20 protein-coding genes are annotated in these 18,956 nt (G+C 67.9%); 13 read left to right on the forward strand and 7 right to left on the reverse strand.

Annotation, left to right across the window (positions count from 1 at the left end):
- The first annotated feature begins 75 nt into the window (after positions 1-75).
- Positions 76-696: a TetR/AcrR family transcriptional regulator gene (locus AK36_RS20770; protein WP_011884912.1), complete on the forward strand. Its 621-nt coding sequence runs from the start codon at positions 76-78 to the stop codon at positions 694-696.
- A 193-nt stretch (positions 697-889) separates the two neighbouring features.
- On the opposite strand, the gene AK36_RS20775 is transcribed toward AK36_RS20770, so the two are convergent.
- The gene (locus AK36_RS20775; RefSeq protein ID WP_034193153.1) at positions 890-2,623 is read right to left on the reverse strand and encodes a ClcB-like voltage-gated chloride channel protein; all 1,734 of its coding nucleotides are present in this window, start codon (positions 2,621-2,623) and stop codon (positions 890-892) included.
- A gap of 115 nt (positions 2,624-2,738) precedes the next feature.
- Positions 2,739-3,812: a YeiH family protein gene (locus AK36_RS20780; protein WP_080938701.1), complete on the reverse strand. Its 1,074-nt coding sequence runs from the start codon at positions 3,810-3,812 to the stop codon at positions 2,739-2,741.
- 110 nt (positions 3,813-3,922) lie between these two features.
- Between AK36_RS20780 and AK36_RS20785 the strand changes: the two genes are divergently transcribed.
- The 8 genes from AK36_RS20785 to AK36_RS20820 all read left to right on the forward strand — a co-directional run bounded on the left by AK36_RS20785 (position 3,923) and on the right by AK36_RS20820 (position 11,807).
- Entirely contained in the window at positions 3,923-4,816 is an 894-nt protein-coding gene (locus AK36_RS20785; protein WP_011884909.1) for a LysR family transcriptional regulator, read from the forward strand.
- Between the two features lie 230 nt (positions 4,817-5,046).
- Positions 5,047-5,811, forward strand: a complete 765-nt coding sequence (locus tag AK36_RS20790) for a xylose isomerase (protein ID WP_045579093.1) — start codon at positions 5,047-5,049, stop codon at positions 5,809-5,811.
- Between the two features lie 28 nt (positions 5,812-5,839).
- The gene (locus AK36_RS20795) at positions 5,840-6,841 is read left to right on the forward strand and encodes a sugar kinase (protein WP_011884907.1); all 1,002 of its coding nucleotides are present in this window, start codon (positions 5,840-5,842) and stop codon (positions 6,839-6,841) included.
- A 163-nt stretch (positions 6,842-7,004) separates the two neighbouring features.
- Positions 7,005-8,285: an MFS transporter gene (locus tag AK36_RS20800; RefSeq protein ID WP_045579094.1), complete on the forward strand. Its 1,281-nt coding sequence runs from the start codon at positions 7,005-7,007 to the stop codon at positions 8,283-8,285.
- 5 nt (positions 8,286-8,290) lie between these two features.
- On the forward strand, positions 8,291-9,256 hold the full coding sequence (locus AK36_RS20805; protein WP_045579465.1) for an NAD(P)-dependent oxidoreductase: 966 nt from the start codon (positions 8,291-8,293) through the stop codon (positions 9,254-9,256).
- 301 nt (positions 9,257-9,557) lie between these two features.
- Positions 9,558-10,601, forward strand: coding sequence for a LacI family DNA-binding transcriptional regulator (locus tag AK36_RS20810; RefSeq protein ID WP_011884904.1), 1,044 nt, complete (start codon positions 9,558-9,560; stop codon positions 10,599-10,601).
- A 53-nt stretch (positions 10,602-10,654) separates the two neighbouring features.
- A complete protein-coding gene (locus AK36_RS20815) occupies positions 10,655-11,431 on the forward strand; it encodes a YhfC family intramembrane metalloprotease (protein ID WP_045579095.1) in 777 nt (258 codons plus the stop codon).
- A 13-nt stretch (positions 11,432-11,444) separates the two neighbouring features.
- A complete protein-coding gene (locus tag AK36_RS20820; protein ID WP_011884902.1) occupies positions 11,445-11,807 on the forward strand; it encodes a DUF3022 domain-containing protein in 363 nt (120 codons plus the stop codon).
- 58 nt (positions 11,808-11,865) lie between these two features.
- Here AK36_RS20820 and AK36_RS20825 read toward each other — a convergent pair whose 3' ends face one another.
- Both AK36_RS20825 and AK36_RS20830 read right to left on the reverse strand, forming a co-directional pair.
- Complete coding sequence (locus AK36_RS20825) at positions 11,866-12,297, reverse strand: PGDYG domain-containing protein (protein ID WP_034193149.1); 432 nt, start codon at positions 12,295-12,297, stop codon at positions 11,866-11,868.
- A 130-nt stretch (positions 12,298-12,427) separates the two neighbouring features.
- Positions 12,428-12,958 carry a Spy/CpxP family protein refolding chaperone gene (locus AK36_RS20830; protein WP_011884900.1) on the reverse strand — a complete coding sequence of 177 codons (531 nt, stop codon included), beginning with the start codon at positions 12,956-12,958 and terminating at the stop codon, positions 12,428-12,430.
- A 349-nt stretch (positions 12,959-13,307) separates the two neighbouring features.
- On the opposite strand from AK36_RS20830, the gene AK36_RS20835 reads away from it, so the two are divergent.
- A complete protein-coding gene (locus AK36_RS20835; RefSeq protein ID WP_011884899.1) occupies positions 13,308-13,772 on the forward strand; it encodes an Lrp/AsnC family transcriptional regulator in 465 nt (154 codons plus the stop codon).
- A 787-nt stretch (positions 13,773-14,559) separates the two neighbouring features.
- On the forward strand, positions 14,560-15,660 hold the full coding sequence (locus tag AK36_RS20840) for a saccharopine dehydrogenase family protein (RefSeq protein ID WP_011884898.1): 1,101 nt from the start codon (positions 14,560-14,562) through the stop codon (positions 15,658-15,660).
- 115 nt (positions 15,661-15,775) lie between these two features.
- On the opposite strand, the gene AK36_RS20845 is transcribed toward AK36_RS20840, so the two are convergent.
- Positions 15,776-16,393 carry a P-loop nucleotide/nucleoside kinase family protein gene (locus tag AK36_RS20845; protein ID WP_011884897.1) on the reverse strand — a complete coding sequence of 206 codons (618 nt, stop codon included), beginning with the start codon at positions 16,391-16,393 and terminating at the stop codon, positions 15,776-15,778.
- Positions 16,390-16,536, reverse strand: coding sequence for a cytochrome bd-I oxidase subunit CydX (cydX, locus tag AK36_RS31500; protein ID WP_014723062.1), 147 nt, complete (start codon positions 16,534-16,536; stop codon positions 16,390-16,392). The genes AK36_RS20845 and cydX overlap by 4 nt, the downstream gene beginning before the upstream one ends.
- Before the next feature lie 181 nt (positions 16,537-16,717).
- Between cydX and corA the strand changes: the two genes are divergently transcribed.
- Positions 16,718-17,695, forward strand: a complete 978-nt coding sequence (corA, locus tag AK36_RS20855) for a magnesium/cobalt transporter CorA (protein ID WP_034193146.1) — start codon at positions 16,718-16,720, stop codon at positions 17,693-17,695.
- 8 nt (positions 17,696-17,703) lie between these two features.
- Here the strand turns inward: corA and AK36_RS20860 are convergent, their stop codons facing one another.
- Positions 17,704-17,991: a YciI-like protein gene (locus tag AK36_RS20860; protein WP_011884895.1), complete on the reverse strand. Its 288-nt coding sequence runs from the start codon at positions 17,989-17,991 to the stop codon at positions 17,704-17,706.
- Between the two features lie 460 nt (positions 17,992-18,451).
- Here AK36_RS20860 and AK36_RS20865 point away from each other — a divergent pair, with 460 nt between their 5' ends.
- Entirely contained in the window at positions 18,452-18,940 is a 489-nt protein-coding gene (locus AK36_RS20865; protein WP_011884894.1) for an aminoacyl-tRNA deacylase, read from the forward strand.
- Positions 18,941-18,956: the final 16 nt, after the last annotated feature.

The following is an 18,956-nucleotide window of genomic DNA, read 5'->3' on the forward strand; positions in this document are numbered from 1 at the left end:
TCGCGGATTCTAATACACAGTTGTATCTGAATGCAAAGCTGAATCCGGACGGGGGTTGGTGCTAGACTTCGCGCCATGAAACCACAGCGCTTAACTCGCGAGCAGAGCAGGGATCAGACGCGCGAGCGTCTGCTGACTGCCGCGCACCGGATTTTTCAGAAGAAAGGCTATGTCGCCGCGAGCGTCGAGGACATCGCGGCGGCGGCCGGCTACACGCGCGGCGCGTTCTATTCGAATTTCCGCAGCAAGTCGGATCTGCTGCTCGAGTTGCTCGAACGCGATCACGATTCGGTGCGCGCCGATTTCGAGGCGATCTTCGACGAAGGCGGGCCGCGCGAGCAGATGGAATCGATGGCGCTCGCGTACTACCGGACGCTCTTTCGCGACGACGAGTATTCGCTGCTGTGGGGCGAGGCGAAGCTGCAGGCGGCGCGCGACGCGAAGTTTCGCGTGCGCTTCAACCAGTTCCTGCACGGCAAGCGGCTGCAGATGGCCGAATTCATCCAGCGCTTCGCCGAGCGCGCGGGCACGCCGCTGCTGCTGCCCGCCGAGACGCTCGCGTTCGGGCTGATGTGCCTGTGCGACGGCGTGCAGTCGTATTACACGGCTGATCCGCAGCACGTGTCGGCCGATGCGGCCGAAGCGGTGCTGGGCGGCTTCTTCGCGAGAGTCGTGCTGGGGCGCGCGCCGGACTGATGGGGCCGGAGGCGGCTCGCTGGGGCGGGATCTGGCTTGATTTGCTTCGAGGCTTCGGCGATCCGTTCGAGTCACGGCTCGAGCGGCAGGCCGGCGTGAAGGGCTCGAGCGGGCTGCTGGACAGCGCGGATAACCCGGATGGCTCGCATGGCCGGGCACAGCGGCGCTCGCCGCGCGCACCCCGCCGCGCCGGTCAGCGCTCGCCGGTCATCCGCCGGTACGCGTCGAGCAGCGACGTCTTGTAGACCACCCCGGCGAGCAGCGGCTCGGCCTCGCTCTCGATCACCGGCAACCGTTCGCCCTTGAACGCCATGAAGCGTTCGAGCGCCGTCGCGAGCGGCATGTCCGGCGTGAGCAGCGGAAACGGCGTATGCGCGTAGTGGGCGGCCGTCTTGTCGGTCGTGTCGCGCTTCTCGAGCAGGTCGGACGTGATGTCCTTCAGCGCGACCGCGCCGCGAAAGCGCCCGGCGTCGTCGGTCACGTACAGGTACTTCACCGGATATTCGAGGAACACGCGCGTCATGTCGGCGACGCTCGCGGTGAGCGGCACGACCGTCTGCGCGGGCTGGATCAGCTCGCGCATCTGCGTGGTGCGCAGCCGCAGCCGTTCCTGCGCGTCCTGATGATGGCGCAGCGTGATTTCGTACATCGACGTCGTGCCGGTCGCGCGCGCGACGAAGTAGGCGAACACGCACGACACCAGCAGCGGCAGCACGACCTGATAGCTCAGCGTCATCTCGAAGATCATCAGGATCGCCATCAGCGGCGCCTGCGTCGCGCCGGCCAGGAACGCGCCCATGCCGACCATCGCATAGGCGAAATACGCGGACGTGTGGCCCGGCCACAGCCCGTTCATCGCGAGCCCGAACAGCGAGCCGAACACCGCGCCGACGAACAGCGTCGGCGTGAACACGCCGCCGACCGCGCCCGAGCCGGCGGTCGCGGCCGTCGCGACCACCTTGAACACCAGCACCGCGACGAGCGCCTGCCAGGTCCACGGCGAATGGAGGATGTGGTTCACGACGCTGTAGCCGTTGCCCCACACGTCGGGAATCCACACCGAGATCACGCCGACCACGAGCCCGCCGAGCGCGAGCCGCACCGGCAGCGGCACGGGCATCCGCTTGAACTGGCGCTTCGACGCGTCGAGCAGATGCAGGAACTGCGGCGCGAGCACGCCGCACAGCGAGCCGAGCACCACGAACAGCAGCACCTCGGGGCCGGTCACGGCCGGGAACACCGGCATCTCGTACGGCGGCCGGTAGCCGGCGAATTCGCGCATCACGATGTTCGCGACCACCGAGGCGACCACCATCGGCCCGAAGCTCTCCATCGCGATCGTGCCGAGCACGATTTCGGAGATGAAGAACGCGCCGGCGATCGGCGCGTTGTATGCGGACGTGATGCCGGCCGCCGCGCCGCAGGCGACCAGCAGGCGCAGGCGCGGCGGGTCGAAGTGCACGAAGCGGCCGACCAGCGACGCGGCGAGCGCGGCGAGCTGCACCATCGGGCCTTCGCGGCCGATCGAGCCGCCGCTGCCGATCGTCAGCAGCGACGACACGCTGCGCCACAGGCTCTGGCGCACCGGCACGACGCCGTCGCCGAGCGCGACGGCCTCCATGTAGTCGGTGTTGCCGGCCTTGCGGTCGCTGCGCGTCGCGAGCAGCAGCACGCAGCCGGCGAGGAAGCCGCCCGCCGCCGGCATCCAGAAACGCACGTACCACGGCAGGCTGCGTGCCATCTGCACGAAGCTGCCGCTGTGCCCGGCAATCAAGCGTTGCATCAGGTCGATGCCTTCGCGGAAGGCCATCGTCGCAAATGCGCCGCCGACGCCGACGATGGCCGACCAGATCAGCATCGTATGAGCGTCGGACAGGCGAAACAGCTTCTGCGCGCGCGTGCGCAGTTTCAGCAGGAACGAGAGCACGGCTGAAAGACGGAGAGGAAGAGGAGGAAGGAAAACGACGCGAAGCATAGCACTGCGCCGCGCCCGCGGGTTCCCCCGGCGGGCGCGGCGCAGTGCGCGGCGGCGTGGACGCGGATCAGCCAAGCCAGTGCTGCACGGCCCACGTGATGCCGTAACCGCCGACGATCAGCCACACGTAGAGGATCAGGCCGGTGGTCAGCGCCCGCGGGCCGGCCTCGCGAATCTGCGACACGCGCGTCTCGATGCCGAGCGCGGTCATCGCCATCGTCAGCGCGAAGGTGTCGAGCACGTTCAGCGTGTGGGTGGCGCTCGCGGGCAGCACGTTCAGCGAGTTGACGATCACGAAGCCGAGGAAGCCGAGCGCGAACCACGGCACGGCCACCTTGTGCTTGCCGTGGGCGCCGTCGCTCGCGCGGGCCGAACGTGCCGAGCGGGCCAGCCACCAGCCGAGCGCGAGCAGCACGGGCACCAGCAGCATCACGCGGGTCATCTTGACGATGGTCGCGACGTGCGTGACTTCCGGGCTGATGTCGCTGGCCGCGCCGACCACCTGCGCGACCTCGTGGATCGTGCCGCCGAAGAACAGGCCGAGGCCGGCCGGGTCGAGGTTCAGCAAGCCGGCGTGGTACGCGAGCGGGTACAGGAACATCGACAGCGTGCCGAACAGCACGACGCTGCCGACGGCCATCGCGCTCTGGTGCGGCTTCGACTGCAGCGTCGATTCGAACGCGAGCACCGCGGCCGCGCCGCAGATCGCGCTGCCGGCGGCGGTCAGCAGCGCGGCGTCGCGATCGAGCTTCATCACCTTCATGCCGACCCAGGTGCCGATCGCGAGCGTGCTGACGACGACCAGCACCGACACCGTCAGCCCCGGCAGGCCGACCTGCGCGATTTCCTGCAGGCTCACGCGCAGACCGAAGAACGCGACCGCGATGCGCAGCAGCTTGCGCGCGGAAAAATTGACGCCGGCCGCCCAGCTAGCGGGCATGCCGTCGCGCAGCGCGTTGCCGTACAGCGCACCGGCGACGATGCCGACGATCAGCGGCGACAGGCCGAGCGACGCGATCGTCGGCAGTTCGGCGAGGCTCGTGACGGCGGCGGCGAACAGCGCGACGAACAGCACGCCGTTCAACTGGCCGCGCATCGTCGGCGCGGCGTGGGACACAGGGGAATGCGTGGCAGTCGACATGAGGCACCGGCAGCAACTGATTGCGATGGCCTAATCCTAGTTTGGTTATATCGATATGAAAAATTGTGATTTGTGACATAAACTATCTGGAGAGCCGATAATTCACGTCCATGACCCCGGATCAACTGATAACTTTCGCGGCCGTCGCCGAGCATCTGAACATCAGCCGCGCGGCCGTCGCGCTGCATCTGTCGCAGCCTGCGGTGTCGGGGCAGTTGCGCGTGCTGCAGGACGAATTCGGCGAGCCGCTGTACCAGCGCGACGGCCGCGGCATCCGCCTGACGCCGGTGGGCGAGCAGCTCGCGCAGTACGCGAACGCGCAGCGCGACACGTTCGCGCAGGCGCGCGCGTTTCGCGACGCGGTGCGCGGGCTCGACGCCGGCACGCTGCGCATCGGCGCGAGCACGACGCCCGCGAGCTATCTGCTGCCGTATCTGATCGCCGCGTTCCAGCCGCGCGCGCCGCGCGTCGCGATCCACACGATGAGCGGCAACACGGCGGACGTGGTGGCCGCGCTCGCGTCGCTCGACATCGCGATGATCGAGGGGCCGCCCGGCGACGCGCTGCCGCCCGGCACCGCCATGCACGCGTGGCAGGAGGACGAGATCGTCGCGGTGGTGCCGGCCGGTCATCCGCTGGCGGCCGCCGCGTACGACGATGGCGTGCCGCTCGCGGCGCTCGCCGCCCATCCGCTCGTGCTGCGCGAGGAGGGCTCGGGCGTGCGGCAACTGGTCGAACGCGCGTTCGCGCAAAGCGGCGCGCCGATGCGCGTCGCGTTCGAGATCGCGGGCGTCGAGGCCGTCAAGGAGGCCGTGCGCGCGGGAATGGGCGTCGGCTTCGTCTCCGCGATGTCGTTGCGGCACGAGGATGCGGCGCTGGTGCCGCGCTCACTCGCGCCCGCGCCGCTCACGCGGCATTTCTCGATCCTGGTGCCGCACGGCGCCGCGCCGTCGCGCGTGGCCGGCCGGTTTCTCGAGATGTGCATCGGGGAGGCGGGCGGGTAGGCGTCGGGATGGGCGTTCGGACAGGCACTCGGATAGGCGCGCGACCAGACGTTCGAACAGCCGCCGGACGCTCTCCGGGAACGCCCGATGCGTGTCCAGAAGCGCGCTTTCGCGCGGCAGCCGTTGCTTAGGGATTTCCTCTATGGCGTGCATGAGAAGCGAAGCGCACCATCCGTCTCAAGTAAATGGAACCGGTTCCATTCCGGTTTAAAAGGGCTGAAAGGTTAGAAATGGCAGACATCGTGATCGTGGCGAGCGCATTCGGGATGGACCGCGTGCGTACCGAGGGCCACCGGGCATTCATCGCGACGGCGGCGGCGTCCGGCGCGAGCGGTTTCGAGGTGCGCCGCGAGCTGTTCGCATCGGACGAGGACGCGACGCCCGGCGCGCTGGCCGAGCTCGGCGTGGCGGTGGCCGCGCACGGGCTGTGGTCGGTCTACTCGACGCCGGCCACGCTGTATACGGAAAGCGGTGCGCTCGATGCCGCCGCGTTGCGCGACACGCTGGTCGAAGCGGACGCGCTCGGCGCGCGCTTCGTCAAGTTCCAGCTCGGCGGCTTCGCGGGCGACGCGCACGCGGCCGACATCATTGCCCTGTCGCGCGGCGCGCGTGCCCGCGTGGTGGTCGAGAACGGCCAATTGCCGGTGGGCGGCGCGCTCGCGCAGTTTCGCGCGCTGTTCGCTGCGCTGGGCGGCGCGGGCATGCCCGATGCGCTCGGCATGACGTTCGACATCGGCAACTGGCAGTGGCCGGGCGAAGCGCCGCTCGCGTGCGCGCATGCGCTCGCGCCGCACGTGGAATACATTCATTGCAAGGCCGTGGCCGGCGCAGGCGCGCGCCGCTTCGCAGTGGCGCCGGCGCCCGGCGATGCGCTGGTCGCGGACGTGCTGGCCGCGCTGCCGCACACCGCGCCGCGCGGCATCGAGTTCCCGTTCGACGCGGCGGATCTGGCGGCCGACGCCGGCCGGCGTGTCGCGTGGCTCGCGGCCGCCTGACGCCGCCAGGATACGGAGGAGTTCACTCATGAAAGCAGCACTCGATGTCGTGACCTACGGCGAAGCGATGGCGATGTTCGTCGCCACCGAGCCCGGCCACCTCGCCCACGCGACGCAATTCACGAAACGCGTCGCCGGGGCGGACCTGAACGTCGCGATCGGGCTGTCGCGGCTCGGCTTTCGCGTCGGCTGGATGAGCCGCGTGGGCCGCGACTCGTTCGGCGGCTACGTGCTCGACACGCTCGCGCGCGAAGGCATCGACGCGTCGTGCGTGACCGTCGATCCGCAGTATCCGACCGGTTTCCAGCTGAAGTCGCGCAACGACGACGGCAGCGACCCGACCGTCGAGTATTTCCGCAAGGGCTCGGCCGCGAGCCATCTGTGCTGCGACGACTACGTGGCCGACTACGTGCTCGGCGCGCGGCACCTGCATCTGACTGGCGTCGCGCCGGCGATCTCGGCGACGTCGTGCGAGCTCGCGTTCAAGCTCGCGCGCGAGATGCGGGCGGCCGGCAAGACGATTTCGTTCGACCCGAACCTGCGCCCGACGCTGTGGCCGTCGGCGGAAGCGATGGCGACCACGCTGAACGCGCTCGCCGCGCTCGCCGACTGGGTGCTGCCGGGCCTCGCCGAAGGGCAGCAGCTCACCGGCCGCGACGCGCCGGCCGACATCGCCGGCTTCTATCTGGCGCAGGGCGCCCGCGGCGTCGTGATCAAGCTCGGCCCCGACGGCGCATACTTCCGCACGGCCGACGGCCGCGAGGGCACGGTGGCCGGCGAGCGCGTCGCGAACGTCGTCGATACGGTCGGCGCCGGCGACGGCTTCGCGGTCGGCGTGGTCAGCGCGCTGCTGGAGGGCAAGCCGATCGAGCAGGCGGTCGCACGCGGCAACCGAATCGGCGCGCTGGCGATCCAGGTGATCGGCGACTCGGAAGGCTTGCCGACCCGCGCGGCGCTCGATCGGCTCGAAGGCGCCGACGCTGGCGCCGCGCACGCCGAGCGTCAGGAAGAAACCGTCACCGCGCAATGAGAGGCCGACCACGGCCCGATCCGCGGAATCACTTCGTGCCACGTGCACGGTTTTGAATGAGGCTGGACCCGGCGCCGCCGCGCCGACGCCGGTCGATTTCCGAACGACGGGAGCGGAGCCGGTATGCGACCGGCCCGCTCCGGTCACCCCAGGAGACACTCAGATGGCAGCCAACCTTGCAGTCCGACGCTGGTGGACGATCATGCCGATCGTCTTCATCACCTACAGCCTCGCTTACCTCGACCGCGCGAACTACGGGTTCGCGGCAGCGGCCGGCATCAACCAGGATCTCGGCGTCAGCAAGGGCTTGTCGTCGCTGATCGGCGCGCTGTTCTTCCTCGGCTATTTCTTCTTCCAGATTCCCGGTGCGATCTACGCGGAACGCCGCAGCGTGAAGAAGCTCGTGTTCGCGAGCCTCGTGCTGTGGGGCGCGTGCGCGGCGCTCACCGGCGTGGTCACGAACATCCCGTCGCTGATGGCGATCCGCTTCGTGCTCGGCGTCGTCGAGGCCGCGGTGATGCCGGCGATGCTGATCTACATCAGCAACTGGTTCACGAAGAACGAGCGCTCGCGCGCGAACACCTTCCTGATCCTCGGCAATCCGGTGACCGTGCTGTGGATGTCGATCGTGTCCGGTTATCTCGTCCACGAGTTCGGCTGGCGCCACATGTTCATCGCCGAAGGCGTGCCGGCGATCGTCTGGGCCGTGTGCTGGTGGTTCCTCGTGCAGGACAAGCCGGCCGATTCGCCGTGGCTCAGCGCGCAGGAAAAGCGCGACCTCGCCGCGGTGCTCGCGGCCGAGCAGGCGGCCATCAAGCCGGTGCGCAACTACGGCGAAGCGTTCCGGTCCCCGGCCGTGATCAAGCTGTGCGCGCAGTATTTCTGCTGGAGCATCGGCGTGTATGGCTTCGTGCTGTGGCTGCCGTCGATCGTCAAGAACGGTTCCGAGCTCGGGATGGTCGCGACCGGCTGGCTGTCGGCGCTGCCGTCTCTCGCGGCGACGATCGCGATGCTGGTGGCGTCGTGGGCGTCCGACAAGGTCGGCTCGCGACGCGGCTTCGTCTGGCCGTTCCTGCTGGTCGGGGCTGCCGCGTTCGCCGCGTCGTACGCGCTCGGCTCGTCGCATTTCTGGATCTCGTACGCGCTGCTGGTCGTCGCCGGCGCCGCGATGTACGCGCCGTACGGCCCGTTTTTCGCGATCGTGCCGGAGCTGCTGCCGAAGAACGTCGCCGGCGGCGCAATGGCGCTGATCAACAGCATGGGCGCGCTCGGCTCGTTCGTCGGCTCGTACTTCGTCGGCTACCTGAACGGCGCGACCGGCTCGCCCCTCGCGTCGTATGCGTTCATGAGCGTCGCGCTGGTCGCCGCGGTGATCCTCACGTTGTCCGTCAAACCCCAGGCGCGCGATGCGCATCCGCTCGCGACGCCGTTGCAAGGAAAATGAAAACGATGAAGCCTCGTATCGTCGCGTACAAGCCGCTGCCCGATGACGTACTCGCGTATCTGCGCGAGCACGCCGAGGTGATCCGGGCCGACGGCGCCGACGCGCTCGCCGACGCGCTCGGCGAGGCGGACGGCGCGATCGGCGCGAGCCTGAAGATCACGCCGCAGATGCTCGATCGCGCGCCGCGGCTGAAGGCGTGGTCGACGATCTCGGTCGGCTACGACAACTTCGACGTCGCCGATCTCACGCGGCGCGGCATCGTGCTCGCGCACACGCCCGACGTGCTGACCGAATCGACCGCCGACACCGTGTTCTCGCTGATCCTCGCGTCCGCGCGCCGGGTGGTCGAGCTGGCGGAATGGGTCAAGGCCGGGCACTGGCAGCGCAGCATCGGCCCCGAACTGTACGGCACCGACGTGCAGGGCAAGACGCTCGGCATCGTCGGGCTCGGGCGCATCGGCGGCGCGGTCGCACGCCGCGCCGCGCTCGGCTTCCGGATGCAGGTGCTGTACACCAACCGTTCGGCGCACGCCGAAGCGGAACAGCAGTACGGCGCGCGGCGCGTCACGCTCGACGAACTGCTCGCGCAGTCTGATTTCGTGTGCCTGCAGGTGCCGCTGTCGCCGCAGACGCATCATCTGATCGGCGCGGCCGAATTCGCGAAGATGAAGCGCGGTGCGATCCTGATCAACGCGTCGCGCGGCCCGGTGGTCGACGAGGCCGCGCTGATCGACGCGCTGCGCGCGGGTACGATCCGCGGCGCGGGGCTCGACGTGTTCGAGAAGGAGCCGTTGTCGGCCGACTCGCCGCTGCTGCGGATGAGCAACGTCGTCGCGCTGCCGCATATCGGCTCGGCGACGCACGAGACGCGTCATGCGATGGCGCGCTGCGCGGCGGAAAACCTGGTCGGCGCGCTGGCCGGCACGCTGCGTACGAATCTCGTCAATCCGGACGCGCTCGCGCATGCGTGAGCGCCGGCGCGTGACCGGCGGGGGCGGCGGGGGCGGATAGAGGCGGCGGTCTTGGTGCGGGAGGGCAGGCTGCGTTATGATCGCCCGCTCGTCGCATCGACGAACCGGCCGCGCGGCCGGCGGCGTGGTGCGACGGGCATCCGTGCCGGGTCCGGTGCGGCCGGCGCCATCCGGTTCAGGTGGCCGCAGCGGGCGAGCGCGCAGCACGATCGCGGCGACGCGGGCCGGGCGGCTTTCGTATCCAACAACAAAGGTCCGTCCGCAGACGAAGCGGCGCGGATCGTACGTCGCGAGGCACGACTTGAGCGATTCGCAACCTTCCACGCAGCGTCCGGCGACGATCAGCGACGTCGCCCGCGAGGCCGGCACGGGCAAGACCAGCGTTTCGCGCTATCTGAACGGCGAGACGCACGTGCTGTCCGCCGATCTGCGCCAGCGGATCGAGGCGGCGATCGCCCGCCTGAACTACCGGCCGAACCAGATGGCGCGCGGGCTGAAACGCGGCCGCAACCGGCTGCTCGGCATGCTCGCGGCCGACCTCACCAATCCGTATACCGTCGAAGTGCTGCAGGGCGTCGAGGCCGCGTGCCACGCGCTCGGCTACATGCCGCTGATCTGCCACGCCGCGAATGAAGTCGAGATGGAGCGGCGCTTCCTGCAGCTGCTCACGACCTACCGCGTCGAAGGGCTGATCGTCAACGCGCTGGGCGCCGAGGAAGACGCGCTGCGCCCGCTGCGCGGCGGCGGCATCCCGGCCGTGCTGGTCGACCGGACGGTCGAGGGCTTCGAGGCCGACCTGATCGGCCTCGACAACACCGACGCGATCGAGACGGCGCTCGCGCACCTGATCGCGCGCGGCTTCGAGGCGATCCATTTCATCGTGCAGCCGTTCGAGCGCGTCAGCTCGCGGCGTCTGCGCGAGGCCGCGTTCCGCGCGGCGCTCGACGCGCGCGGGCTGCCGGTGCCGCCGACGATCGTGCTCGACCTCAACGAGCCCGCGACCGCGGCGGCGGCGCTCGCCGACCTCGACGCGCGCGTCGACGACGCATTGCGGCGCGGTGCGCGCGCGGCGCTGTTCGCGGCGAACGGCCCGGTCGCGCTCGCGATCGCGCGCCATCTGCGCGCGCGCTTCGGCCCGGCATGGCAGGAGAAGGCCGCGCTCCTGTCGATCGACGACCCGGAGTGGGCCGAGCTGATCGGCATCACGACGATTCGCCAGCCGACCTACGAGATCGGCTACAAGGCCGTCGAATTCGTGCACGAGCGCATCGACGGCGCGGGCGGCGACGCGCGTGTCGCGCTGCTGCGCGGCGAGCTGGTCGTGCGCGCGTCGACCGCAAGCTGAGTATCATTCGGGCACGCGGCGCAGCGGGTGCGCCGCTCCGAACAAGGAAATACATGACTGTCGCCCCCGTCACGCTGGCGGTGCTGATCGCCGCCACGCTGATCATCGCGCTGCTGCCGTTCGTGCTGTTTCGTATGCTGCGCAAGCCGCTTGCGCTCGACCGCCGCGACACGATCGTCGGCGTCGCCGTCTTCACGCTGTTCGCGATGATCGTCGAACGCGCCTTCCATGGCCTCGTGCTGAGCCGCACGCCCGACGGCGGCTGGCTCACGCAGCCGCTTGCGTTCGTCGCGTACGGTGCGCTCTCGAGCGCCGTGTTCGAGGAGGTCGGCCGCTACGTCGGGATGCGCTTCCTGAGCCGCCGCTATGGGGCGTCGGCCGGCGACGGACGCGGCATCGGCTACGGGCTCGGCCATGCCGGCGCCGAAGCGTGGTTCGTCGGCGTGCTCGTGTGGGGCCAGTGGTCGTATCTCGCGTGGCTGGCGAGCCGCGGACAGCTCGAAACGCAGCTCGCGGACCTGCCGGGCGATACCGTCGTGCGGCTGCATGTGATGCTCGCGACGCTGTCGGCCCAGTCGATCCTGCTGTTGCTGCTCGAGCGCTGCGCGGCGTTCGTCGTGCAGTTGGCGCTGTCGGTGCTGGTGTGGCGCGGCGTGCGCGCCGGCCGCGCGATGGTGCTGCCGCTCGCGATCGTGCTGCATGCGCTGGCGCTGCTGTACCAGGTGCGGGCGCTGCCGGCCGGCTGGCTCGAGGCCGTGTATTTCGTGCTGGCCGCGATGCTGGTCGCCGTGCTGATGAAAACGTGCCGGCCGCCGCGTGCGGCGGCCTGACGGGGGAGAGCGAATGGACGACTATCTGATCGAATGCCAGAGCGCCGAATTCGATGCGCTAGCGCGCGTGATCTGCGAGCTTTTTCCCGAGCAGACGCGCTTTACCGAAAGCAGCGACGAGCGCGGGCGCTTTTTGTCCGTGCAGTGGCTCGCGATGCGCTTCGGTTCGACGCCGAAACGCATGACGCTCGACATCCGCATCGTGCCGGCCGCGCTGGCGCGCTATCTGGCGCTCAGGCCGATGCAGCGCGCGCGCAGCCACGCGGTGCTGCATGCGTACACGGAAGCGATGCTCGGTTCGCTCGAGGAACGCCATGCGGCGGGCGAGGCGATCGAGCGCAATGCGGAACTCGAACTCGACGAGGACTTTGCGTGAAGGTGGACGCCGCGGGCGTGCCGGCGCGGAGCCGGTGTGCGGCGTCGGGCGTTACGCGTTACGCGTCGCGGTAGACCTGGGCGAAGCGCTGTGCCTGCACGACGCCGTAGTCGCCGGGCGCGTATTGCATGACCCAGTCGCCGGCGGTGCCGCGCAGCGTGTCGCCGTTTTCGGAGCGCGCGATCGTGAACGGCTCGTCCATGCGGCGGGCCAGCACGACGGCCGGGCGGTTGCGGTATGCACCGGGCGCGCCGTGCGCGAGCGCCGGATCGGCGGGCAGATACTTCACGTCGAAGCGTTCGCGCGACACGACCCAGCGGTCGCCGGTCGAGCCGGTGACCAGCGCGTCGCCCGCGACATAGCGGTTCGGACCTTCGAGGCTCATCAGTTCGCCGTCGGCCTGCGCGAATGCGACCGTGACGGTTTCGTCCTTGACGACGCGACGGGCCTGCGGGTCGGTACGCAGATCGATGTGCTTGAGTTCGAGCATGGCGGGGGAAGTGCGGGAAAAGCCGGGAGCTTATCCCGAATTCGGCGCGCCGTGTGACGCGCCGGTTCCGGCGGCAGCGGCAGGCGCTCGGCCGCTCAGCCGTGCGCGAGCCGCGCGGTGGCGATGGGTGTCAAGGCTGCGCGGGCGCGCTGGCGGCCGGCGCGGCGGCTGCCTTGCCTTCCCGGGGCGCGGCCTTGCCCTTGCCGCGATGCGCGCCGCCGTGATGCAGCCAACTGCGGAACGTGGTGTCGGCCAGCGCCTTCTGGTCGGCCGGGAACGACTCGTAGAGCGGCGCGAAGGCGTCGGCGAGCTTTTTCGCGCCGTCCGCGTTCGCTTGCGCGAGCGCCGCGTACTGCTTCATGTCGTCGACCGCCGATACGTCGCGGCTTTCCATCCGTTCGCGATACAGGCGACCCATCGTGTCGCCGTTCTCGCGCATCGTGTCGGCGAAGGTTTTCCATTGCGGCTCCTGCGCCGAGGTGATCTTCAGCTGGTCGTGCAGGTACTTGATGCGTTGCTCGACGCGCGCTTCGTGGCGCGCGGCGCGCTGTTCGGCGCTGGGCGCCGACGCGGCGGGCATCGAGGCCGGTTGCGGCTGGCTTTGCGCGAAGGCGCCGGCGGCCGCGGCGAGCATCGCAAGGGTGAGCGAGATTTTCTTCATGATGGGCTCTCCGGGGTGGTGTCGTGCGAGCGGGCGCGGGCGCGCATCTCGCATCGCCCGATATTAGTAGCACGTCGGCTGCAACCCGGCAGTGAAAGCGACACTTGCTTACATCGGATACTTGTCGAAATCGATGTTGGTGGGGCGCACGGTGGGGCGGGGGGCGTTCGGTTGGGGCGTCGTGCCATATCGCGCTGCCTGCGACACCTGCGATGGGCCGGCCGCGTCATGCCGGCGTGCGACATCGGGAAGCCGCTCCCGCGCCATGCCGTGTGGGCGGGTCGCGGGTTCGGCGCTATCATCGCGTCACGTTCCATTTCGCCGGCGCGCTGCACGCCGGCCCAGCCTCATGCGTCCACCTCGCCTCGACCAACTCGACGATCTCGACCGGCAACTCGTCGCGCTGCTGCAAGCCGATGCGCGCGCGAGCGTCGCCGATCTCGCGCGACAGCTCGACGTCGCCCGCACGACCGTCGTCGCGCGCATCGCGCGGCTCGAGCGCACCAACGTGATCGCCGGTTACAGCGTGCGGCTCGGGCAGGACGTGCTGGACGCGAGCATCTACGCGTACGTCGGCATCATCCTCACGCCGAAGTTCGGCAAGGACGTGCTGCGCAAGCTGGACCGGATGCCCGAAGTGCAACTGCTGTGCGCGGTGAGCGGCGAATACGACTATGTCGCGTGGCTGCGCGCCGATTCGCCGGAGCGGCTCAACGACCTGCTTGACCAGATCGGCTCGCTCGAAGGTGTCGAGCGCACGACGACGTCGATCATTCTGTCGCGCAAGATCGATCGCGGCACCATCGGTGGATGATGAGGCGCATGCGTGCTTCATGCGTGACGCCGTGGCGCGATGTGGGTCGTTGCGCCGGGTGTTTCTTCGTTTCCCTCTGGTGACGCGGGCCGCGGCGGGGGGAGGTCGGGGCGCGTTGGCCGTTTCTTCGCTTGTCTCGGATGGCGTCTGTCGCGGCGCGTAACGTCGGGTCGCGCTCGCTGTTTCTTCGTTTCTCGCCGGCGGCGTCGGCTGCGGCGTGTTACGTCGGCTCGTGCCGGCTATTTCTTCGTTTTGGTCCGGTGACGCTGGCTGCGGCGCGGTACGCCGTCGTGCTGGCCGTATCTTCGTTTCTCGCCGGTAACGCCGGCTGCGGCGGGTGATGTCGGGCCGTGCCCGATGTTTCTTCATTCTCTCTACCGACGCCAGGACCGACGCGTCACGTCGAGCTGCGTCGGCTATTCCTCGGTTTCTCTCCGTGACGCCCGCGCAACGAGCGCATTGCGTCGCGTCATGTCAGGCCTCTTCGCGCATGCATCGGTGCGGCGAACGCGTGTCGGCGCGCGTCATGATGTCTCGCCTCTGTCCCGCATTGCGGCTTCAGCACGCCCCCATTCGCTTCATACGCCCGCGCCAGCCGCTTGCCCGGCGACATATCTGCGATTTTTATACGATCTCGTCGAAACGACGAAACCATTCGTCAATTAGTCGAATTTATCGGTCGTTTCGCATCATTCTTCGTCTTGGAACTGATTTTGCGCGTCCCTAAACTGTGTTCATGGCTCGACGCCGTACACGAACACCAAACCCATCATCAGGAGATAAGCGCATGAAAATCGCCATTGTCGGCGCAGGTCTGATCGGTCACACCATTGCTCACATGCTGCGTGAAACGGGCGACTACGAGGTCGTGGCATTCGACCGCGACGCCGATGCGCTTGCCAAGCTCTCACGTGAAGGCATCGCGACGCAGCGGGTCGATTCGGCCGACGCCAATGCGATTCGCGAAGCCGTGAAGGGCTTCGATGCGCTCGTCAATGCGCTGCCGTACTACCTCGCGGTGAACGTCGCCGCGGCAGCGAAGGCGGCCGGCGTGCACTATTTCGACCTGACCGAGGACGTGCGCGCAACCCACGCGATCCGCGAACTCGCCGACGGCTCCGACCACGCGTTCATGCCGCAATGCGGGCTGGCGCCGGGCTTCATCGGCATCGCCGCACACGAGCTCGTGAACGGTTTCAGCGAAGTGCGCGACGTGAAGATGCGCGTCGGCGCGCTGCCCGAGTATCCGACGAACGCGCTGAAGTACAACCTGACCTGGAGCGTCGACGGGCTGATCAACGAATACTGCCAGCCGTGCGAAGCGATCCGCGACGGCCGCAAGCAGTGGGTGCAGCCGCTCGAAGGCCTCGAGCACTTCTCGCTCGACGGCACCGAATACGAGGCGTTCAACACGTCGGGCGGCCTCGGCACGCTGTGCGAAACGCTGTCGGGCAAGGTCGAGTCGCTGGATTACAAGTCCGTCCGCTATCCGGGCCACCGTGCGCTGGTGCAGTTCCTGCTCGAGGACCTGCGCCTGTCGAGCGACCGCGACACGCTGAAGGCGATCATGCGCCGCGCGGTGCCGTCGACGAAGCAGGACGTCGTGCTCGTGTTCGTCACGGTGACGGGCGTGAAGGACGGCCAGCTCGTGCAGGACGTATTCACGCGCAAGATTTTCGCGAAGGACGTATGCGGGATGCACATGAGCGCGATCCAGATCACGACGGCTGGCGCGATGTGCGCGGTGCTGGATCTGTTCCGCGAAAAGAAGCTGCCGCAGAGCGGTTTCATCCCGCAGGAGAAGGTCTCGCTGAAGGCGTTCCTCGCGAACCGCTTCGGCAAGCTGTACGAAGGCGGAACGATGGAGCGCGTGCACGCACTGGCGTGACGCACGCGTCTTTGGTACGAGGGTAAAGGCGACGCCGGGAGCGCAACAGCGCTTCCGGCGTTGTCGTTTCGACGCAGGCGCCGCGTCGCGCGGCGTCAGGCGGGCAGGGGAGCGTTCAGGCCGACCGCGACGCGCCGGCGGCCGGTTGCTCGTGCGGCTGCGCGAGGCGGTGCAGCAGCGCGTCGATGTCCGCGTCGGACGGTGCGGTGTTGTCGAACATCACGATGCCGTCGCATTCGTCACCGGTCGGCACGAAGCGGCGCTGCCGGTATTCGTCCCAGTGGGCGAGCTTGTACGCATCGTTCGGATTGCCGCGCGCGACGATCCGCTGGTGCGCGACGTCTTCGGCGGTGTGGACCCAGACGACCGTCAGCGAGATGTCAGGCCCGATGCCGAGCCAGTCGCGGTCGAGAATGCGCCCGTCACGCACTTCGCGCGACAGCGGGGCGACCACCAGCACGCCGATGCCGAGCGCGAGATTCTCGCGGGCCGTGTCGAGCAGGCCCTGGTATTCGGGGTCACGCAGATGTTTCAGGTAGAGCGGGCTGTCGCGATCGTTCGGGTCGGCGGTGAGGGCGCCCATCGCGGCCGAGCTGTAGCGGCCGTACAGCGTGTCCTTGTCGAGCAGGCAGAAGGCTTCGCCGGTGGCTCGCATCAGCGGCCCGATCAGCCGCTTTGCGAGCGTGGTCTTGCCGGTGCCGGCATGACCGCAGAAGAACACCAGATGCGTCACGAATACCGGCTCCCCGAATCGGCAGGCGACGCGTCGGAGCCCTTGTTGCCGCGCGAAAACACTTCGGCCTCGAGCCACATCGCGTTGATGACGCCGAAACCGAGCGCCACGCCGATGCCGAGTATCCACGAGAAATACCACATGGGTTCGTCTCCTTGAAGGTTGGGCCGCGCGGGGCTGCCGCGCGTGTGTCGAAGCGATGCCGACGCATGCGCCCACGGCGCATGCAGCCCGATCATGACCAATATCGGCGAGCGGCGCAAGCCGGGCCGATTGCGAGTCAAACCGGTAAACTGGTGCGAAAACTGCAACGCCACGGACACCATGCTGATCAACTGTGCTGCATACCAGGACGGCCGCAAGCTGGCCGACATCGATATCGACGCCATCAGCGACTACGTATCGAAGCCCGAATGTTTCGTCTGGGTCGCGCTGAAGGAGCCGACGCCCGACGAAATCGACCTGATGGGCGAGGAATTCGGGCTGCACGAGCTTGCGCTCGAGGATGCCCGCAAGGGGCACCAGCGGCCGAAGATCGAGGAGTACGGCGACTCGCTGTTCGCCGTGCTGCATACCGTCGAACTGGACGACGACGGCGAATTCAAGGTCGGCGAACTGAATGTGTTCGTTGGCCCGAACTACGTGCTGTCGATCCGCAACCATACCGAACAGGACTTTCGCGACGTGCGCAAGCGCTGCGAGCGCGAGCCGCATCTGCTGCGCGAAGGTTCGGCGTTCGTGTTCTATGCGCTGATGGATCAGGTCGTCGACCGCTATTTTCCGATTCTGGAAACGCTCGGCGCCGAGCTCGAGGAGCTCGAGGACCGGATCTTCGCGAAGGCGACGCCTGCTGCGTCGCGCGCGATCATCGAGGATCTCTATTCGCTCAAGCGCCGGCTCGTGACCTTGTATCAGCACACGGCGCCGCTGATGGAGCCGCTCGCGAAGCTCACGGGCGGGCGTATCCCGCAGGTCTGCAGCGGGATGCAACATTACTTTCGCGACGTGTACGACCACCTGCAACGCATCGTGAAGACGATCGAAGGGCGGCGCGAAATGGTCGTGACCGCGATCCAGGTGAACCTCGGGATGATCTCGCTGGCCGAAAACGAGGTGACCAAGCGGCTCGGGTCGTTCGCCGCGCTGTTCGCGATCCCGACGATGATCGCGGGCATCTACGGGATGAACTTCGCCAACATGCCCGAACTGCACCTGAAATATGGCTTCTACGGCTGTATCGCCGCGATGGCCGTGGCCGACCTCGCGCTGTGGTGGCGCTTCAAGCGGGCGGGGTGGTTGTAGGCCGTAGCCTAGCCCGGTGCGTGCCGGCCGACGACGACCCGCCACGGCCGCACGCGCCACGACTTGACGAGCCCGTTCTGCACGTACGGATCGGCGCGCGCGAACGATTCAGCGACGGCCGGCGAATCGCTTTCGAACACGAGCACGGCCTGATCGGCCGGATCCTGCAATGCGCCGGCGAGCACGAGTTCGCCGCGTTCCGTGGCCGCGCGCGCCAGCGCGAGATGCTCGGCACGGTATTGCTCGCGCCGGGACAGGTAATCGTCGACGAGTTCGTAGATCAGCTGGTAGTGCATGGTCGCTCCGGGGAAGTCGGTTGCCTCACGGTCGGCGGGTTGTCTTGGCTCAGTATAGGGTGCGGTTCGCGGGTCGGCGCGGTGGTTTGCGGCTCGGGCTGCGTGGGCGATTCGGGCCGATGCGGACGATATGATCGAGCGGCATTGTGTCTCCCCATTATTTGCAACTAACGGTCTTTTTTTCCGGCTTCCATCCTATTGACGCGCGTTGCTGCGCCTGAATGTGCTTCTCCAAAACCGTCTTCAGCGCGGTGGTTCATCGCTCGTTTTTCGCATATTCCAGATTCGTTTTTCATGCCGTCAACATGGTCGAACGGCATATCGGGAAAGGGGGCCGAAAGCGACGATCGCCGCTGGTCTCGAGACGATCCGAGGCCGTTTTCATTGACCGGAATGCGACCTATGCTGAACGAATCCGGAGCGAACTTCGTTCGCTCGATTCGTCCAGACGAGGTGTGCGATGCCTGTTTCCGCGACGCTGCAGGACTGCCTGCGCGAGAAGTCATCCCGGTACGAAGTCGTGTACCACCCGTATAGCCATACCAGCATGGAGACGGCCGCAGCCGCGCATATCCCCGGCGAACGGCTCGCCAAGACAGTTCTGCTCGAGGACGATCAGGGCTACGTCGCCGTGGTGCTGCCGACGTCGCACGCGATCCGGTTTTCCGACCTGTGGATCAAGACCGGACGCCATCTCGTTCTTGCCAAGGAAATCGAACTGCGCCAACTGTTCAAGGATTGCGAGATGGGCGCGTTGCCGCCGATATGCATGGCGTACGGGATGAAGACGTTCCTCGAGGAGCAACTCGCGCAGCAGCCGGAAGTTTATTTCGAGGCCGGCGATCACGAGGCGCTGATCCATATGACGCAAGACGAATTTCTCGCGCTGATGGAAACCGCCGAACGCGCGCATTTTTCGCACAAGATGCTCGGGATGTGGGTGTCCTGACGGGTGTGTGGTGCTT

Source organism: Burkholderia vietnamiensis LMG 10929, from assembly GCF_000959445.1.
GTDB classification, from domain to species: Bacteria; Pseudomonadota; Gammaproteobacteria; order Burkholderiales; family Burkholderiaceae; genus Burkholderia; species Burkholderia vietnamiensis.

Bases quoted from the DNA above. Each gene is read 5' to 3' on its own strand.
- AK36_RS20770 (WP_011884912.1), top strand. From the start codon at position 76: ATGAAACCACAGCGCTTAACTCGCGAGCAGAGCAGGGATCAGACGCGC.
- AK36_RS20780 (WP_080938701.1), bottom strand. From the start codon at position 3,812: ATGTCGACTGCCACGCATTCCCCTGTGTCCCACGCCGCGCCGACGATG.
- AK36_RS20785 (WP_011884909.1), top strand. From the start codon at position 3,923: ATGACCCCGGATCAACTGATAACTTTCGCGGCCGTCGCCGAGCATCTG.
- AK36_RS20790 (WP_045579093.1), top strand. From the start codon at position 5,047: ATGGCAGACATCGTGATCGTGGCGAGCGCATTCGGGATGGACCGCGTG.
- AK36_RS20795 (WP_011884907.1), top strand. From the start codon at position 5,840: ATGAAAGCAGCACTCGATGTCGTGACCTACGGCGAAGCGATGGCGATG.
- AK36_RS20800 (WP_045579094.1), top strand. From the start codon at position 7,005: ATGGCAGCCAACCTTGCAGTCCGACGCTGGTGGACGATCATGCCGATC.
- AK36_RS20805 (WP_045579465.1), top strand. From the start codon at position 8,291: ATGAAGCCTCGTATCGTCGCGTACAAGCCGCTGCCCGATGACGTACTC.
- AK36_RS20815 (WP_045579095.1), top strand. From the start codon at position 10,655: ATGACTGTCGCCCCCGTCACGCTGGCGGTGCTGATCGCCGCCACGCTG.
- AK36_RS20820 (WP_011884902.1), top strand. From the start codon at position 11,445: ATGGACGACTATCTGATCGAATGCCAGAGCGCCGAATTCGATGCGCTA.
- AK36_RS20825 (WP_034193149.1), bottom strand. From the start codon at position 12,297: ATGCTCGAACTCAAGCACATCGATCTGCGTACCGACCCGCAGGCCCGT.
- AK36_RS20830 (WP_011884900.1), bottom strand. From the start codon at position 12,958: ATGAAGAAAATCTCGCTCACCCTTGCGATGCTCGCCGCGGCCGCCGGC.
- AK36_RS20835 (WP_011884899.1), top strand. From the start codon at position 13,308: ATGCGTCCACCTCGCCTCGACCAACTCGACGATCTCGACCGGCAACTC.
- AK36_RS20840 (WP_011884898.1), top strand. From the start codon at position 14,560: ATGAAAATCGCCATTGTCGGCGCAGGTCTGATCGGTCACACCATTGCT.
- cydX (WP_014723062.1), bottom strand. From the start codon at position 16,536: ATGTGGTATTTCTCGTGGATACTCGGCATCGGCGTGGCGCTCGGTTTC.
- corA (WP_034193146.1), top strand. From the start codon at position 16,718: ATGCTGATCAACTGTGCTGCATACCAGGACGGCCGCAAGCTGGCCGAC.
- AK36_RS20860 (WP_011884895.1), bottom strand. From the start codon at position 17,991: ATGCACTACCAGCTGATCTACGAACTCGTCGACGATTACCTGTCCCGG.
- AK36_RS20865 (WP_011884894.1), top strand. From the start codon at position 18,452: ATGCCTGTTTCCGCGACGCTGCAGGACTGCCTGCGCGAGAAGTCATCC.